Source organism: Pseudomonas putida (genome assembly GCF_028682175.1).
Taxonomy (GTDB): Bacteria; Pseudomonadota; Gammaproteobacteria; order Pseudomonadales; family Pseudomonadaceae; genus Aquipseudomonas; species Aquipseudomonas putida_AD.
The window spans coordinates 26,049-42,075 of the sequence record NZ_JANHKS010000047.1 but is presented as its reverse complement, the minus strand read 5'-3'; the positions used below and the strand labels follow the sequence as shown (position 1 = coordinate 42,075).

Annotated in this window: 15 protein-coding genes; 8 read left to right on the top strand and 7 right to left on the bottom strand. The window is 62.3% G+C overall.

From position 1 onward, the window contains the following. Positions 1-36: 36 nt before the first annotated feature. The 4 genes from NPS29_RS23715 to NPS29_RS23700 all read right to left on the bottom strand — a co-directional run bounded on the left by NPS29_RS23715 (position 37) and on the right by NPS29_RS23700 (position 4,099). The gene (locus NPS29_RS23715) at positions 37-1,068 is read right to left on the bottom strand and encodes an AbrB family transcriptional regulator (protein ID WP_274135542.1); all 1,032 of its coding nucleotides are present in this window, start codon (positions 1,066-1,068) and stop codon (positions 37-39) included. Beyond that, positions 1,061-2,575 (bottom strand): tripartite tricarboxylate transporter permease, encoded by a 1,515-nt coding sequence (locus tag NPS29_RS23710; protein ID WP_274135541.1) that lies wholly within the window; start codon positions 2,573-2,575, stop codon positions 1,061-1,063. The genes NPS29_RS23715 and NPS29_RS23710 overlap by 8 nt, the downstream gene beginning before the upstream one ends. 1 nt (position 2,576) lies before the next feature. Next, positions 2,577-3,035 (bottom strand): tripartite tricarboxylate transporter TctB family protein, encoded by a 459-nt coding sequence (locus tag NPS29_RS23705; RefSeq protein ID WP_274135540.1) that lies wholly within the window; start codon positions 3,033-3,035, stop codon positions 2,577-2,579. A 77-nt stretch (positions 3,036-3,112) separates the two neighbouring features. After that, positions 3,113-4,099: a Bug family tripartite tricarboxylate transporter substrate binding protein gene (locus NPS29_RS23700; RefSeq protein WP_274135544.1), complete on the bottom strand. Its 987-nt coding sequence runs from the start codon at positions 4,097-4,099 to the stop codon at positions 3,113-3,115. Between the two features lie 437 nt (positions 4,100-4,536). Between NPS29_RS23700 and NPS29_RS23695 the strand changes: the two genes are divergently transcribed. Both NPS29_RS23695 and NPS29_RS23690 read left to right on the top strand, forming a co-directional pair. Beyond that, positions 4,537-5,208 carry a response regulator gene (locus NPS29_RS23695; protein ID WP_274135539.1) on the top strand — a complete coding sequence of 224 codons (672 nt, stop codon included), beginning with the start codon at positions 4,537-4,539 and terminating at the stop codon, positions 5,206-5,208. Next, on the top strand, positions 5,201-6,613 hold the full coding sequence (locus NPS29_RS23690) for a sensor histidine kinase (protein ID WP_274135538.1): 1,413 nt from the start codon (positions 5,201-5,203) through the stop codon (positions 6,611-6,613). The genes NPS29_RS23695 and NPS29_RS23690 overlap by 8 nt, the downstream gene beginning before the upstream one ends. A 579-nt stretch (positions 6,614-7,192) precedes the next feature. Here NPS29_RS23690 and NPS29_RS23685 read toward each other — a convergent pair. Beyond that, entirely contained in the window at positions 7,193-8,014 is an 822-nt protein-coding gene (locus NPS29_RS23685) for an HDOD domain-containing protein (RefSeq protein ID WP_274135537.1), read from the bottom strand. A gap of 103 nt (positions 8,015-8,117) precedes the next feature. After that, entirely contained in the window at positions 8,118-9,059 is a 942-nt protein-coding gene (locus NPS29_RS23680; protein ID WP_274135536.1) for a YgfZ/GcvT domain-containing protein, read from the bottom strand. A 134-nt stretch (positions 9,060-9,193) separates the two neighbouring features. Between NPS29_RS23680 and NPS29_RS23675 the strand changes: the two genes are divergently transcribed. Together NPS29_RS23675 and NPS29_RS23670 are read left to right on the top strand one after the other, a co-directional pair. Then, positions 9,194-9,448, top strand: coding sequence for a succinate dehydrogenase assembly factor 2 (locus tag NPS29_RS23675; protein ID WP_274135535.1), 255 nt, complete (start codon positions 9,194-9,196; stop codon positions 9,446-9,448). Beyond that, positions 9,432-9,899, top strand: a complete 468-nt coding sequence (locus NPS29_RS23670) for a protein YgfX (RefSeq protein ID WP_274135533.1) — start codon at positions 9,432-9,434, stop codon at positions 9,897-9,899. Before NPS29_RS23675 ends, NPS29_RS23670 begins: the two co-directional genes overlap by 17 nt. Here the strand turns inward: NPS29_RS23670 and nadB are convergent. After that, positions 9,868-11,484, bottom strand: a complete 1,617-nt coding sequence (nadB, locus tag NPS29_RS23665) for an L-aspartate oxidase (protein WP_274135531.1) — start codon at positions 11,482-11,484, stop codon at positions 9,868-9,870. The genes NPS29_RS23670 and nadB overlap by 32 nt on opposite strands. Before the next feature lie 581 nt (positions 11,485-12,065). Between nadB and rpoE the strand changes: the two genes are divergently transcribed. The 4 genes from rpoE (at position 12,066) to NPS29_RS23645 (ending at position 15,999) form a co-directional block, all read left to right on the top strand. Beyond that, positions 12,066-12,647, top strand: coding sequence for an RNA polymerase sigma factor RpoE (gene rpoE / locus NPS29_RS23660; protein WP_037014368.1), 582 nt, complete (start codon positions 12,066-12,068; stop codon positions 12,645-12,647). A gap of 33 nt (positions 12,648-12,680) precedes the next feature. Beyond that, positions 12,681-13,274 carry an anti sigma-E factor RseA C-terminal domain-containing protein gene (locus tag NPS29_RS23655; RefSeq protein WP_274135527.1) on the top strand — a complete coding sequence of 198 codons (594 nt, stop codon included), beginning with the start codon at positions 12,681-12,683 and terminating at the stop codon, positions 13,272-13,274. 8 nt (positions 13,275-13,282) lie between these two features. Beyond that, a complete protein-coding gene (locus NPS29_RS23650) occupies positions 13,283-14,251 on the top strand; it encodes a MucB/RseB C-terminal domain-containing protein (protein ID WP_274135526.1) in 969 nt (322 codons plus the stop codon). A 347-nt stretch (positions 14,252-14,598) separates the two neighbouring features. Further along, positions 14,599-15,999 carry a DegQ family serine endoprotease gene (locus NPS29_RS23645; RefSeq protein ID WP_400605181.1) on the top strand — a complete coding sequence of 467 codons (1,401 nt, stop codon included), beginning with the start codon at positions 14,599-14,601 and terminating at the stop codon, positions 15,997-15,999. Positions 16,000-16,027: the final 28 nt, after the last annotated feature.

The window sequence follows — 16,027 nt, the reverse complement described above, 5'->3', positions numbered from 1 at the left end:
CGCCGGCAAGCCGTGCTGCTACGGGTGGGTATTTCGTCAGGTCGGCTGTTTGTTCCAGTACCTGAACAACGGCTCAGCCAGAAACAACACAAACAACAGCCGCATCACCTGCATCGCCGTCACCAACGGCACCGACAACTGCAACACCTCCGCCGTCAGGCTCATCTCGGCGATGCCACCGGGCATCATACCCAGGGTCAGCGAGCGTAGATCCAGGTGCGTTGCAGCGCTGAGGATCCAGGCGCACAGCGCGGCGATGCTCATGGTCAGCGCCGTGCCGATCAGCGTACGGCCCATGAACGACGGCGCGCGGCGAAAGAACGCGCGGTTAAAGTGGCAACCCAGGCCGCTGCCGATCAGCCACTGGCCGATCTGGCTGCCGCCGTTGGGCAGGCCGGTGTGCAGATCGAAACCGACGCTGACCACCGCACTCACCAGCAACGGCCCGAACAGCCACGGGTTGGGCTGTTTCAAGCGTTGCCAGCCCCAGGCAACCAGCGCGCCGAGGGGAAACAACACCGCCAGCCAGGTCCAGTCCACCACAACCGCGTGGGAGGGCGGGGCACCGTTGCCCATCAGGTATTTGAAGATCGCCGGAACGCACAGCACCACCGCCAGCACCCGCAGGCTTTGACCGGCGGCGACGTTGCTGAGGATCGCGCCATTGCGCGCGCCGAGGTTGACCATCTCCCCAGAGCCGCCGGGCATGCTGGAAAAGAACGCCGTGGCGCGGTCTTCGCCGGTGCGCAGCATCAGCCACACGCCGACCACGCTGGAGACGCTGGTCACCAGTGCGCCGATGAAAATCAGGCCAAAGTGCGAAAGGACTTGTTCGATGACGACCGGAGTGAAGTGCAGGCCGATGCCGATGCCGACCACCCATTGGCCGCATTTGCGGCCGCCGGGGATTTCAGCCAGCTGCCACGGGGTGAGGCAGCGGACCAGGATGATCGCCAGCAACGAGCCGACCATCCAGGGCAAGGGCCAGCCGACCTGGCTGGCGAGGTATCCCCCCAGCAGGCCGACCAGCGGTGTTCCCCACCACGTCTTGAAGGGCCGGTCAGACATCGGCCAGTGCGCGACGCTGGACGCTGCGCTTGCGCCAGATGCGGATCAGCGGCAGGACCAGCATGAACGCAGTCACCACCCACACGCCCAGGGTGATCGGGCTGGACCAGAGGATGTCCATCGAGCCGTTGGAGATCGACAGCGCGCGACGCAGGTTCTGTTCCATCAGACCGCCGAGAATGAAGCCCAGCAGGATCGGCGACAGCGGGAAGTCCAGCTTGCGCAGGATGTAACCGAAGATGCCGATGCCGACCATCAGGAATAGGTCGAAGGTGGTGGCGTGAACCGCGTAGACGCCGATCCCGGTGATGATCGCGATCACCGGCACCAGTGCCCAGTTTGGCACGGCGAGGATGCGGGTGAAGATGCGGATCATCGGGATGTTGAGGATCACCAGCATGATGTTGGCGATGAACAACGAGGCGATCAGGCCCCAGACGATGTCCGGTTGCTGTTGGAACAGCAGAGGGCCGGGGGTGATGTTGTACAGCGACAGCGCGCCGATCATCACCGCGGTGGTGCCCGAACCTGGAACGCCCAGGGTCAGCATTGGCACCAGTGCACCGCAGGCGGTCGCGCCGATGGCGGTTTCAGGAGCTGCCAGGCCGCGCATGTCGCCTTGTCCGAATTTTCCGCTCGCGCCTGCGATACGTTTCTCGGTCATGTAGGTCACGGCGCTGGCCAGCGTTGCACCGGCACCCGGCAGCACGCCCATGATGAAGCCCATCAGGCCGCAGCGGATGTTGACGATGAACACCGAGCTGGCTTCCTTGAAGTTGAACATCATGCGCCCGGTGGCTTTCACCGCTTCCTGGCCGCGATGAGTCTTCTCCAGCAACAGCAGGATTTCACTGACCGAGAACAGGCCCAGCACCAGCACCACGAACTGAATGCCGTCGGCCAAGTGGATGTTGTCGCCGGTGAAGCGGTACACGCCGCTGTTGGCGTCGATGCCGATGCTCGACAGGAACAGGCCGATCAGCGCCGCGACGAAGGTCTTGAGCGGTCGGTCACCGGCCATGCCGCCGAGGCAGACAATGGCGAAGACCATCAGCACGAAATACTCCGCCGGCCCGAAGGCAATCGCCCATTTGGCCAGCAGCGGGGCGAACATCACCATGCCGCAGGTGGCGATGAAGGCGCCGATGAACGAACTCCACGCCGACAGCGAAAGGGCCACGCCAGCCAGACCCTGACGAGCCATCGGGTAGCCGTCCAGTGCGGTCATTACAGTGGACGCTTCACCTGGAATGTTGAGCAGGATCGAGCTGATGCGCCCGCCGTACTCGCAGCCCAGGTACACCGCCGCCAGCAGGATCAGCGCCGATTCAGGCGGCAGGCCAAGGGCGAAGGCAATCGGAATCAGCAGCGCCACGCCGTTGATCGGGCCCAGACCCGGCAACAGACCGACGATGGTGCCGATCAGGGTGCCCGAAAGGGCGGTGACCAGGTTGTACGGGGTCAATGCGACGCCGAAGCCCTGGCCGAGGTAACCGAGCGTATCCATATCAGTTCTCCAGAACGTCGAGCAGGCCCAGGGGCAGAGGCACATCCATCACTTTGTCGAAGAGCACGTACAAAAGGATGCTCATCAAGGTGGTGATGACGATGCTCGGTAGCCAGCGGCCGCCGTACAGGCGGGCCATCGGAATGCCGATCAGGATGCTGCTGAGCACGAAGCCCAGAGGTTCGAAGCAACCCGCGAAGATCAGCAGCAGGGCGGTGCAGGCGGCGATCTTGATCAGGGTTTCACGATCCAGCGGCGGCTCGTCTTCGGAGTGCTTGATCGGTGCCGGACGAAACACCATGTACAACAGCGAAATGCCCATAAGCCCCAGCATCAGCAGCGGAAACGCGCGGGGGCCAACAGGTTCGTAGGAAAACGGGGCCTGATAAGGCCAGGCCATCAGTGCCAGGCCGATACAGGCCAGCAGCAGCACGAAGGCGAACAGTCGTTGCAAGACCATAGGAAGCTCCTGGGCAGCGCCTGTTTCAGAGGCGCTGCACCTAGTCGATCAATCGAGAACCGGTTAAGAGGGTTCAATCACTGAATCAGGCCGAATTCCTTGGCCAGCATCTTGTAGTCCGCGACCTGCTTCTTCACGTAGGTGTCCAGCTCAGGGCCGGTCATGGCGAAGGGGAACAGCTCGCGCTGGTCACGCAGCTTGGCGAAATCCTCGGAGGCCAGCAGTTTGTCGAACGAGGCTTTCCACCAGTTGTATTCCTCGTCGGTCACTTTTGGTCCCAGGTAGAAGCCACGCACCACCGGCCAGACGATGTCGTAGCCTTGCTCTTTGGCGGTCGGGATGTTCTTCATTTCCGGCTCGTCCAGGCGCTCCTCGGAGAACACCGCCAGCAGGCGCATGTCGCCGCTGAGGATGTGCGGCATGGAGTCGGAAATGTCGGTGGAACCTACCTGGATGTGGCCGCCGAGCAGGGCCGTGGCGATTTCACCACCGCCTTCCAGGGCCACGTATCGCAGGTCGCGCGGGTTGATACTGGCGGCCTTGGCGATCAGCGCGGTCTGCATCCAGTCCTGGCTGCCGACGGTGCCGCCGGAACCGATCACCACTTTGCTCGGGTCGGCTTTGAGCGCCTTGACCAGATCGTCGAGGCTCTTGTAAGGCGAATCTGCTTTCACAGCGATGGCGCCGTAGCTGGTGCCGACGGCTGCCAGCCAGCGCACCGCGTTTTCATCGAAGCGACCGAACTTGCCTTGCGCCAGGTTCAGCAGCGAGCCGCTGGACCACGCCACCAGGGTGCCTGCATCGGCCGGACGCTGAGCGACCACCGCGTTGTACGCCACCGCGCCCACGCCGCCTGGCATGTAGGTAACGCGCATCGGCTTGCTCAACAGCTTCTCGTTGACCAGCGCGCTCTGCGCCAGCTTGCAGGTCAGGTCGAAGCCGCCGCCGGGGGAGGCCGGGGCGATGCATTCAGGACGGTTGGGTTCTGCGGCCCACAATTGAGTGGCCACCAGCATGCAACTGGCAGCGACGCTGATACGGCGCAACGATAGGTTCATGGTCAGTCTCCGACGGAGTTGTTGTTTTTAAAGGGCGTACGGTCAGGCAGATACGGACGGGAATGCAGACGTGACGACACATCGCGCGCGCAAGCGGCGAAGCGAACTCAAAACAGGACGGGATTCAGACGGCACAAGGGCCTGTGATTGCAGTGATGGCATCACCGATGACTCCGATATTGTTTTTATTGTTGAAAACGCATCGAGGCGTTTTTCGTCACGACCCTGGGGCGTTACGCAGGCCGTGAATGGCGCAATCGTAACGAGTCGTGACCGGATCCTAATCAGTGAAGCTTTCATCAACCTTTCAACTACCTTTCATGAACCTTTCGTCAGCCGCACAGCCGTCGGTTCTGTCTATTCTTTAAATGTTTCAGCCCTTCACAGACGGCGGCGCGTCTGTAAACTCCGCCCCCACCAAACGCCTCAATCGGGAGAAACCGATGCGTGTCCTGCTCGTCGAAGATCATCTGCAACTGGCCGAAAGTGTCGCGCTGGCGCTCAAGGGCAGCGGCCTGACCGTGGACGTGCTGCATGATGGCGTTGCCGCTGACCTGGCTTTGAGCAGCGAAGAATACGCGGTCGCGATTCTTGATGTCGGCCTGCCGCGCATGGACGGTTTCGAGGTGCTGGCGCGTTTGCGTTCCCGGGGCAAGAACACCCCGGTGCTGATGCTCACTGCCCGCAGCGACGTCAAGGACCGGGTCCACGGCCTCAACCTGGGCGCCGACGATTATCTGGCCAAGCCGTTCGAGCTGTCCGAGCTGGAGGCGCGGGTCAAGGCCCTGCTGCGGCGCAGCGTGCTGGGGGGCGAGCGCCAGCAGCGCTGCGGGGCGCTGGTCTATGACCTGGACACCCGCCGCTTCACCTTGGGCGATGACACGCTGACCCTGACGTCCCGCGAGCAGTCGGTGCTTGAAGCGCTGATCGCCCGCCCCGGCCGGGTGATGAGCAAGGAGCAACTGGCCTCGCAGGTGTTCGGCCTGGATGAGGAAGCCAGCGCCGACGCCATCGAGATCTATGTCCACCGCCTGCGCAAGAAGCTCGACGGGCATCCGATCGCCATCGTCACTTTCCGTGGTTTGGGTTACCTCTTGGAAAGCCGGGATGTTTAACCCGTTCCGCGCAGCCGAAAACAGCCTGCGCTGGCGCCTGCTGTGGAATCTGGGCTTGTTGTTGGTGGTGTTGATGATCGCCAGTGGCATGAGCGCCTACTGGAATGGCCGGGAAGCGGCCGATACGGCCTATGACCGCACGCTGCTGGCCTCGGCGCGCACGATTGCCGCAGGCCTGTCCGAGCGCGACGGCACCCTGAGCGCCGACGTGCCCTATGTGGCTCTGGACACCTTTGCTTACGACAGCGCCGGGCGGATCTACTACCAGGTCAACGACATCGACCAGAAGCTGATTTCCGGTTACGAAAATCTTCCCGCGCCGCCATCCGGCACTCCGCGCACTGACGATTACCCCGCGCTGGCCAAGTTCTACAGTGGCCGCTACCTGGGGCAGGACGTGCGGGTGGTCAGCCTGCTCAAGCCGGTGAGCGAGCCGAACATGAACGGCATGGCCGAGATTCGCGTGGCCGAGACCGAAGAGCAACGGGTGAGCATGGCCCGGGCGCTGATGGCCGATACCCTGCTGCGGCTGGGGATGCTGGGTGGCGGCGCGTTGCTGTTGGTGTGGTTCACGGTCAGCGCGGCGCTGCGCCCGCTGGATCGCCTCAGTGCGGCAGTGGAGGAGCGCGAGCCCGATGACCTGCGCTCGCTGCCGTTGGTGGAAGTGCAGCATGAACTGCGTCCGCTGGTGAGTTCGCTCAACCACTTCACCGAGCGCCTGCGCATGCAGTTCGAGCGGCAGGCGCAGTTCATCGCCGATGCGTCCCATGAACTACGCACTCCGCTGGCGGCCCTCAAGGCGCGGGTGGAACTGGGGCTGCGCGATCAGGAACCGGCCGCGTGGCGCAGCACCCTTGAAAGTGCCGCAACGGGTACTGACAAATTGACCCATCTGGCCAACCAGTTGCTGTCTCTGGCGCGTATTGAAAACGGCGCGAGGGCGATTGCCGAAGGCGGCGCCGAATTGCTCGATCTCAGCCAGTTGGCGCGGGAGTTGGGCATGGCCATGGCGCCGTTGGCCCATGCCCGTGGCGTGTCGCTGGCGCTTGAAGCCGACCAGCCGGTGTGGATGCGCGGTGAACCCACCTTGCTTAACGAATTGCTCAGCAACCTGGTGGACAACGCCCTGGCCCACACGCCCAAGGGCGGCAACGTGGTGTTGCGGGTGCATGCGCCTTGCGTGCTGGAAGTCGAAGACGACGGCCCGGGCATCCCGATGCACGAGCGTGACCGGGTGTTTGAACGGTTCTATCGCCGTCAGCAGCAGGGCAATGGGGCAGGGTTGGGATTGGCCATCGTCGGAGAAATCTGCCGCGCGCACCTGGCAAAAATCACCTTGCACGACGGCGCAGAGCGGGGCCTGAAAGTCCGCGTGACCTTCCCGGCCCCCGAAACCGCCTCGTAGCAGCACGGCTTGCCGGCGGGACATCTTGAAGATCGCTGACGCCGGCAAGCCGGACTGCTACGGGTCAAGGTGTGTCAGGACTTGTCGGAACGAACACCGCGTCCCGACGTAGCAGTCCGGCTTGCCGGCGTCGGCGGCCTCGGCATCGCCCCGCCGGCAAGCCGTGCTGCTACGGGGAGTGGTGCATCGACAGCCGTGGGACCTGGCTTGCCCGCGAAGGCGTCCGGCCAGTGCTTCGATGGTGCCTGATCCGCCGCCTTCGCGGGCGAGCCCGCTCCCACAGATCGGGGCCAGACGAAGGTCGCAGCATCTCAACAAACCCCGTAGCAGTCCGGCTTGCCGGCGTCGGCGGCCTCGGCATCGCCCCGCCGGCAAGCCGTGCTGCTACGGGGGGAGCGGTGCATCGACACCCGTGGAACCTGGCTTGCCCGCGAAAGCGTCCGGCCAGAAGCTTCGATGGTGCCTGATCCGCCGCCTTCGCGGGCGAGCCCGCTCCACAGGTCGAGGTCAGACGAATGTCGCAGCATCTCAACAAACCCCGTAGCAGCCGGGCTTGCCCGCGGGAGCGGTCTCTCAGGCTCAGTAGAGCAGCGTCATCGCCTCGTTCATTTCGTTGATCAGCGCCCCGTCGGCCATGTTCAGGCCCAACTGGTTGACCGCCGGCATCGCCATCACATCCAGATTCGGATACGGCCTGCCCGTTGCTTCGTGCACATGCACGGACGCTACCTGCACCAGATCCACATAATCAGCCTGGGTCGAAACGCGGGTGAAGTTCTGAAACTGCCGGGGAACGATGGCCAGCGCTTCGGGGAAGTCCCACGAGCGCAACAAACGCTCACCAATGATCGGGTGAATGCGCTCGATCACATGGTTCAGGCTCACCGGATCGGCCAGCAATTCGAAGTTGTCCTCGGCGTAGGTCAGGATAGGCAGCACACCAATCAGATGCACCAGGCCCGCCAGCGTCGCCTTGTCGGCCTTGAGCATTCCACGGCGCTGGCTCAGCGCGCTGCTGACCCCGGCCACCTGCAGGCTGAGCTTCCAGATGTCGCGCATCTTGGTTTCGATGACCTCGGACTTGGCGTGGAACATCTGCTCCACCACCAGCCCGATCGCCAGGTTGCAGCTGTAGTTCACGCCCAGCCGGCGCACCGCAGTCAGCACGTCGCTGACCTCGAAGTTAGGCCGCAGCAATGGGCTGTTGACCACCTTGATCAGGCGGGCGGACAGCGCAGTGTCGCTGCCGATCACCTTGGAGAGGTCGGCGATGGTGATTTCCGAGTCTTCGGCCGCCAGACGGATTTTCATTGCCACTTCAGGAAGCGTAGGCAGAAACAAGGCGTCCTTGTCGATCGCCTTGATCAGGTCCCTCTGCACCTTGTCAGCCATGCTACTCATACGGAATCTCTGGATATTGCATTACGACCAGCGCCGCGTGCCGTGCGATGGCAGGGGCGCAGACCACTGCGCTGACGTCTGACACGGTTGTTATCGCTGCGGTTCAACGCTGGGTTTCAAGCTTGGCATCCAGAGTGTAGGGCAGCTCTGCCAGTTGCAGCGGCTGGCCTTCAGGTGCGCCCAGATGAATCTGACCGTTCTCCACGGCGTCGGCCTGCAACACCGCCAGCAGTTCTACAGCGTTGCCGCTGCGCGCTGCAATCACCACGTTGCCAGCAGAACTTGTGTGAACGGGAGAGAACAGCTCGGTGCCAGGTTCAGGAAGGTCGGTGCCCTCCAGAGTCAAGCGATACAGGCGACGCTTGAGCTTGCCCAGGTACTGCATGCGCGCGACGATTTCCTGACCGGTGTAGCAGCCTTTCTTGAAGCTGACGCCACCAACGGCCTGCAGGTTGATCATCTGCGGGATGAATTCTTCACGGGTCTGGCCGAACACCTGACCGATACCGGCGCGGATCTGGCCCAGCAGCCAGTCGTTCAGCGAGCCTTCCGGCAACTGCGCGGCCAAACGATTGCGCACATCGGCTGCTGCCTCGGCACGAACCCAGAGTTCTGCGCGGGCAGGGGAGACGCGAATGGCGACCAGATCATTGGCGCGGGCGACCGAATCGGTCTCATCCGCCAGCTCGAGGCCCAGGCTGGCCAGTGCGGCCTGACCGTCGTTCACGCCGAATCGCACCCAGGCCGGACTTTCGTCGGTCAGCTTGGACTTGGAGAAGACAGCGTATTTTTTCAGGTCCGCCAGTTGGGCTTCGATCAGCTCGCCGGCCATGGCCATCACCACGCCATCACCTTCCAGCAGAATGCGGAAACTGGATTGCATGCGGCCTTTTTGCGTGCAGCGGGCACCGAGCGTGGCCTTGGCATCGCTCAGGTAATCCATGTTGCAGGTCAGTTGGCCTTGAAGAAACTTGCTGGCGTCCACGCCGCGAACGGCAAGCACACCTTCGTGGGACAGCGGGCAGAAGAAAGCTGAATCGGCCATGGGTCATCGCAGGGAAGAAGTCTGGGGCACCATCATAGTGCCGTGCTTCGTTTATGCAATCCATTGCGACTAATCGCGGGTACGCCAACCGGATTCGCCCCTGTATACTCGCCGTCAAATTCGAGGAGCGCCCCATGGTCGAAGATGTTGAACTCAACCGTCTCTTTTGGCACAGCCGCCGCGGCATGCTCGAGCTGGATGTCCTGCTGGTGCCGTTTGTCAGAGAAGTCTATCCATCGCTCAATGACGTGGACCGTGCACTCTATGTGCGCCTGCTGACCTGCGAAGACCAGGACATGTTCGTCTGGTTCATGCAGCGCGGCGAGTCGCAGGATCCGGAATTGCAGCGCATGGTTCGCATGATTCTGGACCGTGTCCAGCCGAAATGACCGGTTCGAATGCCGCTGGCGGGGTTCCAGAATCCTGCTGACGGCATATCTGGGCTGCCTGTCGCTGGCCCTTGTGTCGACTTTCCTTCTAGCCGTCCCGGCGTGGGCCAAGGCCCTCGGCGTAGCGCTGTGCCTGTTGCACGGGGCTCGCTACCTGCGCCGGTCGATCCTGCTCGACGCCCCAGACGCGCAGACTGCATTGCGTCGGGATACCAGCGGTTGGCAGCTGTGGAGCCGCCGTCATGGCTGGCGGCCGGTGCAACTGCGCCCGGACAGCGTGGCGTTGCCGTTCCTTATATTGCTCAGGTATCGCCCCGCGACGGGGCACTGGCTGGAGCGACGCTGGGTGCGCAGCCTGTGCATCGCGGCTGACGCAATGGTGCCGGACGATCACCGGCGCCTGCGTCTGCGGCTCAAGTTCAGCCGTCGAAGGTGGGCGGTGCCAGAATAGTGTCCACCGCTTCTGGCAGCATCTCTGGATAGTCCAGCGTGTAGTGCAGCCCACGGCTTTCCTTGCGGGCCATGGCCGAAGCGATCATCAGCTCTGCCACCTGGGCTAGGTTACGCAGCTCGATCAAATCGCGGCTGACCTTGTAGTTGCTGTAGAACTCGTCGATCTCGTCCAGCAGCAGGCGCACCCGGTGCTGGGCGCGTTGCAGCCGCTTGTTGGTGCGCACGATGCCCACGTAGTCCCACATGAAGCGCCGCAGCTCGTCCCAGTTGTGGGCGATGATCACGTCTTCGTCCGAATCGGTCACCTGGCTGGCGTCCCACTGGGGCAGCCCTTGTGGCTGGGGGATTTGCGGCAGCTGCGCGACGATGTCGGCGGCGGCCGACCGGGCGTAGACGAAGCATTCCAGCAACGAGTTGCTGGCCATGCGGTTGGCGCCGTGCAGCCCGGTGAAGCTGGTCTCGCCGATGGCATAAAGCCCCGGTACGTCGGTGCGGCCGTGCTGGTCAACCACCACGCCACCGCAGGTGTAGTGCGCAGCAGGCACCACGGGAATCGGCTGGCGGGTGATGTCGATGCCGAATTCCAGGCAGCGTTCATAAACAGTGGGGAAGTGGCTTTTGACGAATTCTTCTGGTTTGTGGCTGATGTCCAGGTAAACGCAGTCCACCCCCAGGCGCTTCATTTCATGGTCGATGGCCCGGGCGACGATGTCTCGCGGGGCCAGTTCGGCGCGGGAATCAAAGCGCTGCATGAAGCGTTCGCCGTTGGGCAGCTTCAGATAGGCACCTTCACCACGCAGGGCCTCGGTCACCAGGAAGCTCTTGGCCTGCGGGTGATACAGGCAGGTGGGGTGAAACTGGTTGAATTCCAGATTGCCGACCCGGCAGCCCGCCCGCCAGGCCATGGCGATGCCGTCGCCGCAGGCGCCGTCGGGGTTGCTGGTGTAGAGGTAGACTTTCGCTGCGCCACCGGACGCCAGAATCGTGAAGCGGGCGCTGTGGGTATCGACCTCGCCGGTGCTGCGGTCCAGCACGTAGGCGCCCAGGCAGCGCTGGCCGTCCAGGCCCAGGCGGCGTTCGGTAAGCAGGTCGACCGCGACGCGCTGCTCCAGCAGCTCGATGTTCGGGCGTGACTTGGCCTGGGCCAGCAGCGTGCGGAAGATCGCCGCCCCGGTGGCGTCGGCAGCATGAATGATACGCCGATGGCTGTGCCCGCCTTCGCGGGTCAGGTGGAATTCGAAACCGCCGTCCACCACTGCCGAGGTGTCGTCGCGGGTGAACGGCACGCCCATGTCGATCAGCCACTGAATCGCTTCGCGGCTGTGCTCCACCGTGAATCGCACGGCGTCTTCATTGCACAGGCCTCCGCCGGCATTGAGCGTGTCTTCAACATGGGATTGCACGGTGTCGGCGTTGTCCAGCACCGCCGCTACGCCGCCCTGGGCCCAGAAGGTCGAGCCATTGGCCAGATCGCCCTTGCTTAGCACCGCAATGCGCAGGTGGGAGGGGAGGGTCAGCGCCAGGCTCAGGCCGGCAGCACCGCTGCCGATCACCAGTACGTCATGTTGAAAGTGTCGACTCATTGTTCTCTCGGCTTCTATATGGCCTGTGGCTGCGTACGAAATGTCCCGACGCTCGGTGATTGTGCAGTGAAAACCGCATCACCTTCGCATCAAAACATTTCCAACGGAGCCTAGTATGTAAGGTGTAGTGGCGGCACAATGGCCAGGATTTTATGGCAATTGTGAATCGCAGCGGGGGCGGATTGTGCGCTACTGCGCGGTATTGTGCATACCGTCCGGCGGGCTATTTCGATCAGGCACTCATGATCGGATTGGATCCGTCTGACACGGCGGTGTGCGTCTCACGCTCTAGAACAAATAGTGGGAACTTTTCATAAAGCCCTACGTTCAATAGAGGGTTGCCGATAAAGGGACAGCGTCGGCGTTCTGCAAGGGTGGCTTGATCACCTGCGCAAGCGCTTTCGACGACAAGATTATTCACGCAGCCGACCTGGTTCGAGCTGCGTTTTTCGTGCGGGCTACCGACGCTCGCCGGAAACTTGCTTGAAGGGGGGAGAACTTTTGCGTAAAGCCCGAGTCTATGTTTGCAAGCCTGTGAGCCAGCCTCTGCAACACTCCTTTGAGCTCTATGAGGAGTGTTCATGCTAACCCAGGAAGAGGATCAGCAACTGGTCGAACGCGTACAGCGCGGCGACAAGCGAGCCTTTGATCTGCTAGTGGTGAAATATCAGCACAAGATTCTTGGGTTGATCGTGAGATTCGTCCACGACACCCACGAAGCCCAGGATGTTGCGCAAGAGGCCTTTATCAAGGCCTACCGCGCGCTTGGAAACTTTCGCGGCGACAGTGCGTTCTATACGTGGCTGTACCGTATCGCCATCAACACGGCGAAAAACTATCTGGTGTCGCGAGGTCGGCGGCCGCCGGACAGCGATGTGAGATCTGAAGACGCGGAGTTCTACGATGGCGATCACGGCCTCAAGGACATCGAGTCGCCGGAACGGGCATTGTTGAGGGATGAGATCGAGGGCACCGTCCATCGGACCATCCAGCTACTGCCAGAAGATTTACGTACTGCTCTAACTTTGCGTGAGTTTGACGGTCTGAGTTACGAGGACATTGCGAGCGTTATGCAATGCCCGGTTGGTACCGTGCGCTCTCGCATCTTCCGCGCTCGGGAAGCCATTGATAAAGCCCTGCAACCTTTGTTGCAGGAAACCTGAGACAGCGGCGATAGCCATATGAGAGGAACCGCCATGAGTCGTGAAGCCCTGCAGGAATCGCTGTCCGCGGTAATGGATAACGAAGCGGACGAATTGGAATTACGTCGAGTGCTCAATGCAATCGACGATGCGGATACACGTGCCACATGGTCGCGTTATCAGATTGCTCGTGCAGCGATGCACAAAGAACTGCTGATGCCTCATCTGGATATTTCGGCCGCTGTATCCGCCGCCATCGCCGACGAAGTCAGCCCACTCAAGGCCGGTCGTGGTCCTTGGCGTACGCTGGGTCGCCTGGCTGTAGCTGCGTCGGTCACCGTCGCCGTTCTGGCCGGTGTGCGCCTGTACAACCAGGATGAAATCGCCGGTGCCCAACTGGCACAGCAATCGGCACAGCCTGCCAACATCGCCATGCCTCAGGTAAAAGGCCCGGCAGTGCTGGCTGGCTACACCGAGAGCAACGACCAGACCCCAGGCCCGATGGCCAGTGGCGTATTGCAGAACCAGGCCGGCTGGCATGACCAGCGTCTGCCAGGCTATCTGCGTCAACACGCCCAACAAGCTGCGTTGAAAGGCACTGAAAGCGCTCTGCCGTACGCACGTGCTGCCAGTCTGGAAAACCGTTAAGGAGGATCATGCGCGCCATCCGTCTATTGCCGCTTCTGCTTGGTGGATGGCTGGTCCTTCCAGCTCATGCCGATGACGCGCAAGACCAGCTCAAGCGTCTTGCGCAGGCAGAGCAACAGCAAAGCTTCCAGGGCACGTTCGTCTACGAGCGAAATGGGAGCTTTTCAACTCACCGAATCTGGCATCGCGTTGCCGATGGCAAGGTTCGTGAACATCTCCTACAGCTCGATGGCTCCGCCCAGGAAGTGCTGCGCGTTGACGGCATGACTCAATGCGTCAGCGGTACTCTGGTTGCGGGGGTCTCGAACATCCCGGATTCGCCGGGCCATGGCTTCGACGCTGCCAAGCTGTCGTCCTGGTATGACATCAAGGTCGCCGGGGATTCCCGCGTGGCCGGTCGTCCTGCCGTGGTCGTGACGCTGACGCCCCGCGATCAGCATCGCTTCGGCATCGAACTGCATCTGGACAAGGAAACCGGGTTGCCCCTCAAGTCGCTGCTGTTGAGCGATAAAGGGCAGTTGCTCGAGCGTTTCCAGTTCACCGAGTTCAACACCGCCGCACCGACTGACCAGGCGCTTGAGCCCAGTGGCGACTGCAAGCAGGTCGAAGTGGCCAAGGCCAAGCCCGAGGCGCAGAAGCCTGCGGTGGCCTGGCATTCCGACTGGCTGCCGCCCGGCTTTGAGCTCAGCGGCGCTGCAGCACGCAAGGACCCCGACTCCAAGGCGCTGGTCACCAGCCTCATGTATGACGATGGCCTGGCGCGCTTCTCCGTGTTCATCGAGCCTGTGAGCGGGGCCGCCGTGACTGACATTCGCACCCAGCTCGGCCCGACCGTCGCCGTTTCCCGGCGCCTGACAACGCCCAAGGGCGATGCGATGGTGACTGTGGTCGGCGAGATCCCGATCGGCACGGCTGAACGCATCGCGCTGTCTATGCGTAATGGCGACGCCGCGCCGCCGGCCGCTGCCAAGAAGTAATCTGCCTGAACCGGTACGCTCACTATGAAAAAGGTTTCATATTGGGCGTTCCGGGCCTCTAGCCTAGCAATCGCGGGCTCTGCACGAGATGCTGAAATGTTTGGTCAGCTTTGCAGGTTGCAATCACACTCTTTTTTTTCTATAGGTCACAGCTTCGCAGCTCTGGCCTTTGTCGTTTCAGCTTTTAGAAAGCTGACCTGGAGTAAAACACTGGTTAAGAGCCCAACACTGAGCAAGACTGCACTGTGTGAATGCTCCTCGAACCTGTCGGTTCGTACCGCTTATCCATGCTCGTTGTGAACGGGAGCCGTATGTCGATACCACGCTTGAAAACCTACCTGTCCTGGATGGCCGCCGTGCTCATGCTCGGGCAGGTCCTCACTGCCCAGGCAGAAGCCCTGCCTGACTTCACCACCCTCGTGGAGCAGGCGTCGCCTGCCGTCGTGAACATCAGTACGCGGCAGAAAATGCCGGAACGTTCGGTGGCCCAGGGCCAGGTGCCCGATCTGGAAGGCCTGCCGCCGATGCTGCGCGAGTTTCTCGAGCGCAGCATGCCGCCAGGATCGCGTCCGCCAGGGTCTGGAAAGGGCGATCGCCAGCGTGAAGCGCAGTCCCTGGGCTCGGGTTTCATCATCTCGGCCGACGGTTTCATCCTGACCAACAACCACGTGATCGACGGCGCCGACGAGATCCTCGTCCGCCTGTCCGACCGCAGCGAAATGAAAGCCAAGCTGATCGGCACCGACCCGCGCACCGACGTTGCGGTCCTGAAGATCGACGGCAAGGACCTGCCCACCGTCAAGCTGGGCAACTCCGACAAGCTCAAGGTGGGTGAGTGGGTGCTGGCCATCGGCTCGCCGTTCGGCTTCGATCACTCGGTGACCAAAGGTATCGTCAGCGCCAAGGGCCGCAGCCTGCCGAACGACACCTATGTGCCGTTCATCCAGACTGACGTCGCGATCAACCCGGGCAACTCCGGTGGTCCGCTGTTCAACATGGCGGGCGAAGTGGTGGGTATCAACTCGCAGATCTTCACCCGTTCCGGCGGCTTCATGGGTCTGTCGTTCGCCATCCCGATCGATGTGGCGATGGACGTGGCCAACCAGCTCAAGGCCAACGGCAAGGTCAACCGCGGCTGGCTGGGTGTCGTGATCCAGGAAGTGAACAAGGACCTGGCCGAGTCGTTCGGTCTCGATAAACCGGCCGGTGCGCTCGTCGCCCAGGTTCTGGAAGACGGTCCGGCGGCCAAGGGTGGCCTGCAGGTCGGCGACGTGATTCTCAGCGCCAACGGCACGCCAATCGTCATGTCGGCAGACCTGCCGCACCTGATCGGCAACCTGAAGGACGGCAGCAAGGCCGAACTGGACGTGATCCGCGACGGCAAGCGCCAGAAAGTGACGGTCACCGTCGGCGCATTGCCTGCCGAAGGCGAGGAAATGGGCGCCGCCGATGCGGGTGTCGAGCGCAGCAGCAACCGTCTGGGTGTTTCGGTCACCGACCTGACCGCCGAGCAGATGAAGTCGCTGGACCTCAAGGGCGGCGTGGTCATCAAGGACGTGCAGGACGGTCCTGCCTCGATGATCGGCCTGCAGACGGGCGATGTGATCACTCACCTGAACAACCAGGCGATCACCACCGCCAAGCAGTTCACTGAAGTGGCCAAGGGCCTGCCGAAGAACCGTTCGGTGTCGATGCGAGTGCTTCGCCAGGGGCGCGCCACCTTCATCACCTTCAAACTGGCCGAATAATCAGCCATGACGGAAAAGGAGCGGCAGG

Excerpts from the sequence above, each read along its gene's own strand:
- NPS29_RS23715 (WP_274135542.1), bottom strand. The coding sequence starts at position 1,068 with ATGTCTGACCGGCCCTTCAAGACGTGGTGGGGAACACCGCTGGTCGGC.
- NPS29_RS23650 (WP_274135526.1), top strand. The coding sequence starts at position 13,283 with ATGCGCGCCATCCGTCTATTGCCGCTTCTGCTTGGTGGATGGCTGGTC.
- NPS29_RS23710 (WP_274135541.1), bottom strand. The coding sequence starts at position 2,575 with ATGGATACGCTCGGTTACCTCGGCCAGGGCTTCGGCGTCGCATTGACC.
- NPS29_RS23695 (WP_274135539.1), top strand. The coding sequence starts at position 4,537 with ATGCGTGTCCTGCTCGTCGAAGATCATCTGCAACTGGCCGAAAGTGTC.
- NPS29_RS23645 (WP_400605181.1), top strand. The coding sequence starts at position 14,599 with ATGGCCGCCGTGCTCATGCTCGGGCAGGTCCTCACTGCCCAGGCAGAA.
- NPS29_RS23675 (WP_274135535.1), top strand. The coding sequence starts at position 9,194 with ATGGTCGAAGATGTTGAACTCAACCGTCTCTTTTGGCACAGCCGCCGC.
- nadB (WP_274135531.1), bottom strand. The coding sequence starts at position 11,484 with ATGAGTCGACACTTTCAACATGACGTACTGGTGATCGGCAGCGGTGCT.
- NPS29_RS23680 (WP_274135536.1), bottom strand. The coding sequence starts at position 9,059 with ATGGCCGATTCAGCTTTCTTCTGCCCGCTGTCCCACGAAGGTGTGCTT.
- rpoE (WP_037014368.1), top strand. The coding sequence starts at position 12,066 with ATGCTAACCCAGGAAGAGGATCAGCAACTGGTCGAACGCGTACAGCGC.
- NPS29_RS23655 (WP_274135527.1), top strand. The coding sequence starts at position 12,681 with ATGAGTCGTGAAGCCCTGCAGGAATCGCTGTCCGCGGTAATGGATAAC.
- NPS29_RS23685 (WP_274135537.1), bottom strand. The coding sequence starts at position 8,014 with ATGAGTAGCATGGCTGACAAGGTGCAGAGGGACCTGATCAAGGCGATC.
- NPS29_RS23705 (WP_274135540.1), bottom strand. The coding sequence starts at position 3,035 with ATGGTCTTGCAACGACTGTTCGCCTTCGTGCTGCTGCTGGCCTGTATC.
- NPS29_RS23690 (WP_274135538.1), top strand. The coding sequence starts at position 5,201 with ATGTTTAACCCGTTCCGCGCAGCCGAAAACAGCCTGCGCTGGCGCCTG.